This window comes from Streptosporangium sp. NPDC049078, from assembly GCF_040648855.1.
Taxonomy (GTDB): domain Bacteria; phylum Actinomycetota; class Actinomycetes; order Streptosporangiales; family Streptosporangiaceae; genus Streptosporangium.
The window spans coordinates 81,701-89,285 of record NZ_JBEZEL010000019.1 but is presented as its reverse complement, the minus strand read 5'-3'; the positions used below and the strand labels follow the sequence as shown (position 1 = coordinate 89,285).

Here is a 7,585-nt window from a genome sequence, read left to right as displayed (position 1 = left end):
AGCTCAACCCTTTTCAACGACCAGCACGAACTCGTCAACTCGCCGGGACCCGGATGCCTCGCAACCGAGTTCGGCGATCACAGCACCACCGGACGGACCACACCGGCCGCGGTCGAGCCCACAGGCTCCGCCAACATCGGATCAGTCTCGGCTCCGCGCTCCCCGAAAATCATTAGTAACTCCGGCGCCGAGAGTGGGAAAAAGACCAGCGAGCCGGGCCGTACACTCGCGCAATGGCCGGTCAGCTGCACGTCACAGCAGAGTTGTCGGAGTACGTTCGGCGGATGTCGCTGCGGGAGGACGAGATCCTGCGTTCCCTGCGCGAGGAGACCGCCGCCCTGCCCGCGGGCAGGGCGATGCAGGTGATGGCCGAGGAGGGGCAGCTGTTGACGCTGCTCGCCCGGCTCGTCGGCGCGCGGACCGTGCTGGAGGTCGGCACCTTCACCGGTTACAGCACGTTGTGCCTGGCCCGCGCGGTCGCTCCCGAGGGGCGCGTCATCACCTGCGACATCACCGAGCGGTGGCCCCGTGTCGGAATGCCCCACTGGCGCCGGGCCGGTGTGCTCGACCGGATCGACCTGCGGATCGGCGACGCCTCGGACACCCTCGCCGCGCTCCTGCTCGACGAGGGGCCGGGCTCGGTGGACCTCGTGTTCATCGACGCGGACAAGCCCGGCTACCCGAAGTACTACGAGGCCGCCCTGCCACTGCTCAGGGAGAACGGGCTGATCGTGGTGGACAACACCCTGTTCTTCGGCAAGGTCGTCGACCCCGAGGCGCGGGACGCGGACACCGAGGCCATCCGCGGGTTCAACGCCCTCCTCGCGGAGGACCGCCGGGTGGACATCTCACTGCTGCCGATGGCGGACGGCATCACCCTGGTGCGCAAGCGGGGAGCGGCCGAACCGCCCTGCTAGACGACGGGTGAGGGGCTGCGCAGATCGAAGGGCCGGGTGCCTGACGAGTTCCCGAGGGTCCCGAGGGTCCCGAGGTCGCACGCGACGAGGGTCATGGTGGTGGGCGCGCCCTGCGGTGCCGGGACGAGGTGGAGTCGCTCCAGGCCGCTCACCCCGGAGGCGGGCAGCCTCCCGACGCACGGGCACCTCCCTTCGGTGAATCCGCTGAACCGGTAGGCGATCTCCATCATCCGGTTGCGGTCGGTGCGGCGGAAGTCGGCCACCAGGTGCGCGTCCGCGCGGGCGGCCTGGTCGATCAGCCAGCGCAGGATCACCGTGCCCGCGCCGAAGGACACGACCCGGCAGGAGGTGGCGAGCAGCTTCAGATGCCAGGTCCTGCGGCCCAGCTCCAGCAGGATGACCCCGACCGCCCCGTGCGGCCCGAAACGGTCGCTCAACGAGGTGACCAGGACGCGGTGCCCGGGGTCGTCGAGCAGCCGCTCCAGCGTCTCCCGCGAGTAGTGCACGCCGGTGGCGTTCATCTGGCTGGTGCGCAGGGTCAGCTCCTCGACGCGGGCGAGGTGTTCGGCCGTGGCGTGCTCGATGTGCATCACCAGGCCGAGCGAGCGGATGAACTCCTCGTCGGGACCGGTGAAGCCGGACTTCGCGGCCTGCCGGCGGAACCCCGCCTGGTACATCAGCCGTCGGCTTCTGGCGTCCTCGGTCACCGTCTCCGGGCTGAACTCCGGCAGACCGGCCAGCTCGGCGACGTGTTCGGCGGAGTAGCACCGTACGTCGGGAAGGTGGAACGTCACCTCGGCCCGTTCGGCGGCCTGGTCGTCGATGAACGCGATCGTGTCGAGGGCGAACCGCAGTTCCTCCGCGATCTGCCGGATCGAGTCGGACTTGGGCGACCAGCCGATGTGGGGCAGCACGAAGTACTCGGCGACGCCGAGCGCCTCGAGCTTCGCCCAGGCGTGGTCGTGGTCGTTCTTGCTCGCGACGGACTGCAGGATGCCCCGGGAGTCGAGCACCCGGATGAGTTCACGGATGGAGTCGGGCAGGCGGATCTCGTCGTTCTCCAGCAGGGTTCCCTGCCACAGCGTGTTGTCCAGGTCCCATACCAGGCATTTCACCACCGAGGTCTTGTCGGGCACCTGTCCTCCTCGTCTTGGTCAGTGTGACTGTGCGACGGCGTGCTGGGCGAGAATGAGCTGGCAGATCTCGCTGCTGCCCTCGATGAGCTCCATGAGCTTCGCGTCCCGGTAGGCCCGCGCCACCACATGGCCGTCCTGCGCCCCCGCCGACGCCAGCACCTGCACGGCCGCCGCCGCACCGCGTGCGGCCTCGGTCGAGCCGATGTACTTGGCCAGGACCGTGGCGATCACCATCTCCGGCGATCTCTCGTCCCAGCAGCGGCTCGCGTGCTCGCAGACCCGGGTCGCCGCCTGCTCCGCCGCCATGAGCTCGGCGAGGTGGCGGGCGACGAGCTGGTGTTCGGCGAGGGGCCGGCCGAACTGCCTGCGGGTTCCCGCGTGCGAGCCCGCCGCCAGGAGACAGGCCCGCAGGATCCCGACACAGCCCCAGGCCACCGATATCCGGCCGTAGGACAGGGCCGTGGTGACCAGCAGCTGGAGCTGCTGGCCGCCGCCCCCGAGCACCGCGCTCGCCGGAAGGCGTACGGCGTCGAGGTCGACGTCGGCGTGCCCGGCGGCCCGGCAGCCGCTGGGGTTGGGCACCGGGCGTACGGTGACCCCCGGGGTCTCGGCGGGGACGACGACGGCGGCGCCCTCGTCCCCGTACCGTCCGAAGACGACGATCAGGTCGGCGTAGCGTGCGACGGTGGTCCACGTCTTTCGCCCGTCGACCACCACCGTGTCACCGTCGGCACGTATCCGGGTGGTCAGCGCCGTCACATCGCTGCCGGCCTCACGCTCGCTGAAGGCGACGGCGGCCAGCTCGCCGCCGGTCAGCCTCGGGAGGTACTCCTGGCGCTGGCGGGCGTCACCGAGCCGCTGGATCGTCCACGCCGCCATGCCCTGCGACGTCATCACGCTGCGCAGTGAACTGCACAGGCTGCCCACGTGCGCGGTGAGGACCCCGTTCTCCGAGCTGTTCGCGCCGACGCCGCCGTACGCGGGCGACACCTCGGCGCAGAGCAGGCCCAGCTTGCCGAGGGTCCGCAGCGTCTCGGTGGGAAGGAGACCTGCGAGGTCCCATTCCGCCGCCTGGTCGCCGACCAGGTCGGTGACTCCTTGGCGCGCCTGGGCGAGCCATTCAGGCATGGTCCGCCACCGGTGTGTCCAGCAGCCGAAGGACGAGGGAGGCCATCCGCTCGACGGTGCGGAAGTTGTCCAGCTTCAGGTCCTCGCCGAGGATGGCGATGCCGTACCTCTGCTCCAGGTGGACGACCAACTCCATGGCGAACATCGAGTTGACGAGCCCGGAGGCGAACAGGTCTCTGTCGACGGCGACCTCCGTTTTGATCCGCTCCTGGAGGAAGTCGAGAATCTGCCTCCGGATGGTGTCGGGGGTCGGCTGAAGCGTCTCTTCTGGGTGCGTGTTCACGAAAGCACCTTCTCGTAGTCGTAGAAGCCCTTACCGGATTTACGCCCAAGGTGGCCCATCGTCACCTTCTCCAGCAGGAGTTCACAGGGCTGGAAGTTCGCGTCACCGGTGCGCTCCCACAGGGCTCGCAGCGCGTCGACCAGGTTGTCCAGCCCGATCAGGTCGGCCGTGCGCAGGGGCCCCGTGGGGTGTCCGAGGCAGCCTCGCATCAGGTCGTCCACCGACTCGGCGCTGGTCACGCCGGCCGCGACGATCCGTGCCGCCTCGTTGATCATCGGGTGGAGCAGCCTGCTCGTGACGAATCCCGGAGCGTCCCGCACGACGATCCCGCGGCGCCCCATCCGGGCCAGCAGTCCGGTGACCGCGGTCATCGTCTCGTCGCTCGTCAGGTCGCCCCTGATCACCTCCACCATCGTGATCAGGTAGGCGGGGTTCATGAAGTGGACGCCGACCAGCTCGTCCGGGCGGGCGGTGAACCTGCCCAGCTCCCCGATCGGGATGCCGGAGGTGTTGGAGATCAGCGGGGTGCCGGCCCCGAGCAGCTGTGACGTCTCGCCCAGCACCTTCGCCTTGATCTCGGCGTCCTCGACGACGGCCTCGACGACCGCGGTGGCGCCGGCGACGGCCGCGGGGTCCGTGGTCGTCGTCAGGTCGGCCACCTGGCCCTTCGCCGGTACCGAGCCCATCAGCCGCGCGTGCCGGAGCTGGAGGTCGACGCGGTGCCGGGCGTCGGCGAGCTTGTCCTCCGACACATCGACGAGCACGACCGGAATACCGTGGCCGATCGCCACGACCGCGATCCCCGTGCCCATCACCCCGGCCCCCAGGACCCCCAGCCGGGCATCTTCCACTTCGTTCATCCCTGAGCCTCACATAGCGGTTCGAGTTTGCCTTTCCCGTGCCTCACGGACCGCCTCTCTCCGATGCGCCGGGCTTGAGAGGCGGCCGTGAACTCACCAGCTCGACGCGAGGATGAGGTCTCCGAAGTCCCGCTCGCGCGAGGCGTGCTGAAGATCGGACTCCACCATCATGTGCATCAGCTGCTCGAAGCTCACGGTGGGTTCCCAGCCGAGCTCGATCCGGGCGCGGCTCGGGTCGGCGCAGAGGGTCTCCACCTCCGCGGGACGCACCAGCGCCGGGTCGACGACGACGTGGTCGCGCCAGTCCAGTCCCACGTACTCGAAGGCCATCTGTACGGCGTCGCGCACCGAGTGCATGTGCCCGGTGCCCACCACGTAGTCGGTGGGCTCGTCCTGCTGCAGCATGAGGTGCATCGCCCTGACGTAGTCGCCGGCGAAGCCCCAGTCGCGGACCGCGTCGAGGTTTCCGAGATACAGCTTCTCCTGCAGGCCGAGTTTGATCTGGGCGACCCCCAGCGAGATCTTCCTGGTCACGAACTCCGTGCCCCGGCGGGGCGACTCGTGGTTGAACAGGATCCCGGAGACGCCGTACATGTCGAACGACTCGCGATAGTTCCGGGTGATGAAATGGCCATATGTCTTCGCGACCCCGTAGGGGCTGCGCGGATGAAAGATCGTCGTCTCGTGCTGCGGGCTCTCCGCGACCTTGCCGAACATCTCCGAGGACGACGCCTGGTAGAAGCGGATCTGGCCGCTGCTGCCGTCACGTGACTTGTCCAGCCCGCATACCAGGCGGATCGCCTCCAGCATCCGGAGCACGCCCATGCCGTTGACCTCGGTGGTCAGCTCGGCCTGGTCCCAGGACATCGGGACGAAGGAGATCGCCGCGAGATTGTACACCTCGTCGGGCTGTACCTTGTCCACCGCGCTCACCAGGCTCCCCTCGTCCAGCAGATCGCCGTTGACGAATGACAGATCGCTGACAAGACGGCTGACACGGGATTTCCGGGGATTCGCCTGGCCTCTGATCAACCCCCAGACCTGGTATCCCAGGGACAGTAGATGCTCAGCCAGATAAGAACCGTCTTGACCGGTGATACCGGTGATCAGCGCGCGCCTGGACATGCACTTTCCTTTCAGCACCGCGAACAGATTCCGACCGGACACCGTCGCGACCGCGAAGACGCCGACGGCGTGCCCACAGCGGGAATCGAGTCCGTCGGGCCGGCGGATCGCCGGCCCGTGACCGAGGGAGTTCTTCCGGGTGTCAGGTGATCGGCGGTGACAGTGGCCTGCCACCAGAGTCGAGAAGTCCGGGAAACGCCGCAGAATTACCGGACTCCAGGGATTCCTGGGACTTCTGGGACTTTAGAGACTGGAGGGCTCACCGCGAACTCCCACGGAACCGTCGGCGAGAGCGTGATCGGGCACCAGGGCCATCCGGTCGGCGAGATCGGCGGCCCGGTGCCGGAGGCGCTACTCCTCGACCCAGCCGTGTGTCTGGGCGAGGCCGACGAGGCATCGGCGGACGCCCAGCAGCTGTTCCGCCGTCATCGTCGGCACGGCCACGAGCAGGGCTTCCGTGATCTCCTGCGTCATTTCCCCGACGGAGAGCACGTCACAGAAACCGGCGTCGTTGCCCTGGCGGTCGGCGGCGGAGACAGCCGGTGCCGGTGCCGCCGACCCGATCGACGCGGGCGTCGGCGCGGGTCTCGGCACGGCGGGCGGAGCCGACGGAGACGGTGAGGACGACAGGGACGGCGAGGGCGGCGAGGACAGGGCGGCCTTCGGTGCGGCAGGCCTGTCGAGTACGCGGACCTGGGACGCCTTCAGTCCCTTTCCGCCGTTCTCGACCCTGAATTCGACCCTCGTGTCGATCGAGAGGAGACGCTTGTCGCTGTTCAGGTCGTTGACGTGCATGAAAACGTCTTCGCCACCCGAGTCGGGGGCGATGAAACCGAATCCGCGAAATTCATCGAAGCTGACGAGCTTACCCGTTACCACCACACCGCACCTCACCAGAGCCACGTTTTCCCGAAATGGGTACCTCTTGCTCGGAGAATCGTTTTCGGTAACCACGGAAACCCATTCCCGGTTCGGGTGGGAGCGCGACCACGGTTATCCCGCACACGATTTACCGCTCACTTCCAAAATTGTCGAGTATGTTTACTCGGCTATCTTGGTACGCTCGGACCACTGGAAGACCGGAAGGTTCTCCCCGTCGACCGTAAGAAATTCACCGTTGTGCACGAAGTGCTCGTATCCCGCACCGGAGAGAATCTTCACCTTCTCCTCCGGGGCAACCATGGTTCGAACGGGGCTTCGACCGGAAAGTCGCTCCGGCCCACCGGATAGCACAATTTTCGCACTGGTCACGATGAAACCTCCCTTGCCGTTCCGGCGGCGCGATCGTCTCGACGACCACGCGACCGCAGGCCGATTACATGGACTTACTTCACGAATTCGGGCAGAATCCGGGGCGGCCAGGAGCCGAGCCGGAAAATGCCCATGGAGTACGCCTTGGAGACCAGAGCCGGGCGGTTGGTGGCCTTCAGCTTCCGCAGCAGCGTCGTCACGTGATACTCCACGCCGCCGCGGCTGAGGTACAGCATCGACGCGAGCTGCACGGTCGACACCCCGGCGGCGACACCTTCGAGTACCCGCGCCTCCATGCTGCTGAGCAGCCTCTTTTTCCCGGTCAGCAGGTCGTCACGCTGCTCTCGGTCGGGTCGCACCACCACCATGACGCTCTCGACGTGGCCGGCCTCGCCGTGCAGCGCGATCCCGGTGAGCTCACCGCCGAGCACGGTCTGGTCCGGCCGCACGGCGATCACCCGCTCCTCGAAGCGGGCGCGCCGATTGTCCGTCAGATGGGTGAACTGCTGTCCCAGCTTGTCGCGGACGCTCAGATGGAGCAACTCGCAGAACGCAAGTCCTCGAATGTCCGCCAGGGAACGACCGAATTGCCGGGTGAATTCGAGATTCGCCTCGATAACCCTGGTCGCGTGGTCGAGATTCGCCACGCAGATTCCCGACTGGTCGAAAAAGGAACGATACTGGTCTATCCCGTCGGCGGGTGGGCCGACTAACCGAAGCCGCCGTTCCTCATCAACCGGAGCGATGCCGATATCAATACTCATCTGATTACCATTCCTCTCCTCCAGCAGACGAGACGATGACCCGATAACTATGGGGTAACGACCAAATCCACTTATTAACATGATATTAATCGGTGCGAAAGCAGGTCAACATAAGCCCACG

The 7,585-nt window shown here is 67.1% G+C and carries 9 protein-coding genes; 1 reads left to right on the top strand and 8 read right to left on the bottom strand.

Features of this window, described 5'->3' with window-relative positions:
• Positions 1-233 precede the first annotated feature (233 nt).
• Positions 234-917: a class I SAM-dependent methyltransferase gene (locus AB0B90_RS29950; protein WP_350947120.1), complete on the top strand. Its 684-nt coding sequence runs from the start codon at positions 234-236 to the stop codon at positions 915-917.
• Here AB0B90_RS29950 and AB0B90_RS29945 read toward each other — a convergent pair.
• The 8 genes from AB0B90_RS29945 to AB0B90_RS29910 form a co-directional block, all read right to left on the bottom strand.
• Positions 914-2,053 carry an HAD-IIIC family phosphatase gene (locus tag AB0B90_RS29945; RefSeq protein WP_362925881.1) on the bottom strand — a complete coding sequence of 380 codons (1,140 nt, stop codon included), beginning with the start codon at positions 2,051-2,053 and terminating at the stop codon, positions 914-916. The genes AB0B90_RS29950 and AB0B90_RS29945 overlap by 4 nt on opposite strands.
• Positions 2,054-2,071: 18 nt before the next feature.
• Positions 2,072-3,181, bottom strand: coding sequence for an acyl-CoA dehydrogenase family protein (locus tag AB0B90_RS29940; RefSeq protein WP_362925880.1), 1,110 nt, complete (start codon positions 3,179-3,181; stop codon positions 2,072-2,074).
• Complete coding sequence (locus AB0B90_RS29935; RefSeq protein ID WP_350947117.1) at positions 3,174-3,464, bottom strand: acyl carrier protein; 291 nt, start codon at positions 3,462-3,464, stop codon at positions 3,174-3,176. The genes AB0B90_RS29940 and AB0B90_RS29935 overlap by 8 nt, the downstream gene beginning before the upstream one ends.
• Positions 3,461-4,324 carry a 3-hydroxyacyl-CoA dehydrogenase family protein gene (locus AB0B90_RS29930; RefSeq protein ID WP_350947116.1) on the bottom strand — a complete coding sequence of 288 codons (864 nt, stop codon included), beginning with the start codon at positions 4,322-4,324 and terminating at the stop codon, positions 3,461-3,463. Before AB0B90_RS29930 ends, AB0B90_RS29935 begins: the two co-directional genes overlap by 4 nt.
• A 93-nt stretch (positions 4,325-4,417) precedes the next feature.
• Positions 4,418-5,449, bottom strand: coding sequence for a GDP-mannose 4,6-dehydratase (locus tag AB0B90_RS29925; protein WP_350947115.1), 1,032 nt, complete (start codon positions 5,447-5,449; stop codon positions 4,418-4,420).
• Between the two features lie 351 nt (positions 5,450-5,800).
• Complete coding sequence (locus AB0B90_RS29920) at positions 5,801-6,328, bottom strand: cold shock domain-containing protein (RefSeq protein WP_350947125.1); 528 nt, start codon at positions 6,326-6,328, stop codon at positions 5,801-5,803.
• Positions 6,329-6,490: 162 nt separating this feature from the next.
• Positions 6,491-6,682: a DUF5988 family protein gene (locus tag AB0B90_RS29915; RefSeq protein WP_362925889.1), complete on the bottom strand. Its 192-nt coding sequence runs from the start codon at positions 6,680-6,682 to the stop codon at positions 6,491-6,493.
• A 92-nt stretch (positions 6,683-6,774) separates the two neighbouring features.
• The gene (locus AB0B90_RS29910; RefSeq protein ID WP_350947113.1) at positions 6,775-7,464 is read right to left on the bottom strand and encodes a LuxR C-terminal-related transcriptional regulator; all 690 of its coding nucleotides are present in this window, start codon (positions 7,462-7,464) and stop codon (positions 6,775-6,777) included.
• Between the last annotated feature and the right edge of the window lie 121 nt (positions 7,465-7,585).

What these genes read in the sequence shown, in the direction of transcription:
- AB0B90_RS29950 (WP_350947120.1), top strand. Translation starts at nt 234, where the DNA reads ATGGCCGGTCAGCTGCACGTCACAGCAGAGTTGTCGGAGTACGTTCGG.
- AB0B90_RS29940 (WP_362925880.1), bottom strand. Translation starts at nt 3,181, where the DNA reads ATGCCTGAATGGCTCGCCCAGGCGCGCCAAGGAGTCACCGACCTGGTC.
- AB0B90_RS29930 (WP_350947116.1), bottom strand. Translation starts at nt 4,324, where the DNA reads ATGAACGAAGTGGAAGATGCCCGGCTGGGGGTCCTGGGGGCCGGGGTG.
- AB0B90_RS29925 (WP_350947115.1), bottom strand. Translation starts at nt 5,449, where the DNA reads ATGTCCAGGCGCGCGCTGATCACCGGTATCACCGGTCAAGACGGTTCT.
- AB0B90_RS29910 (WP_350947113.1), bottom strand. Translation starts at nt 7,464, where the DNA reads ATGAGTATTGATATCGGCATCGCTCCGGTTGATGAGGAACGGCGGCTT.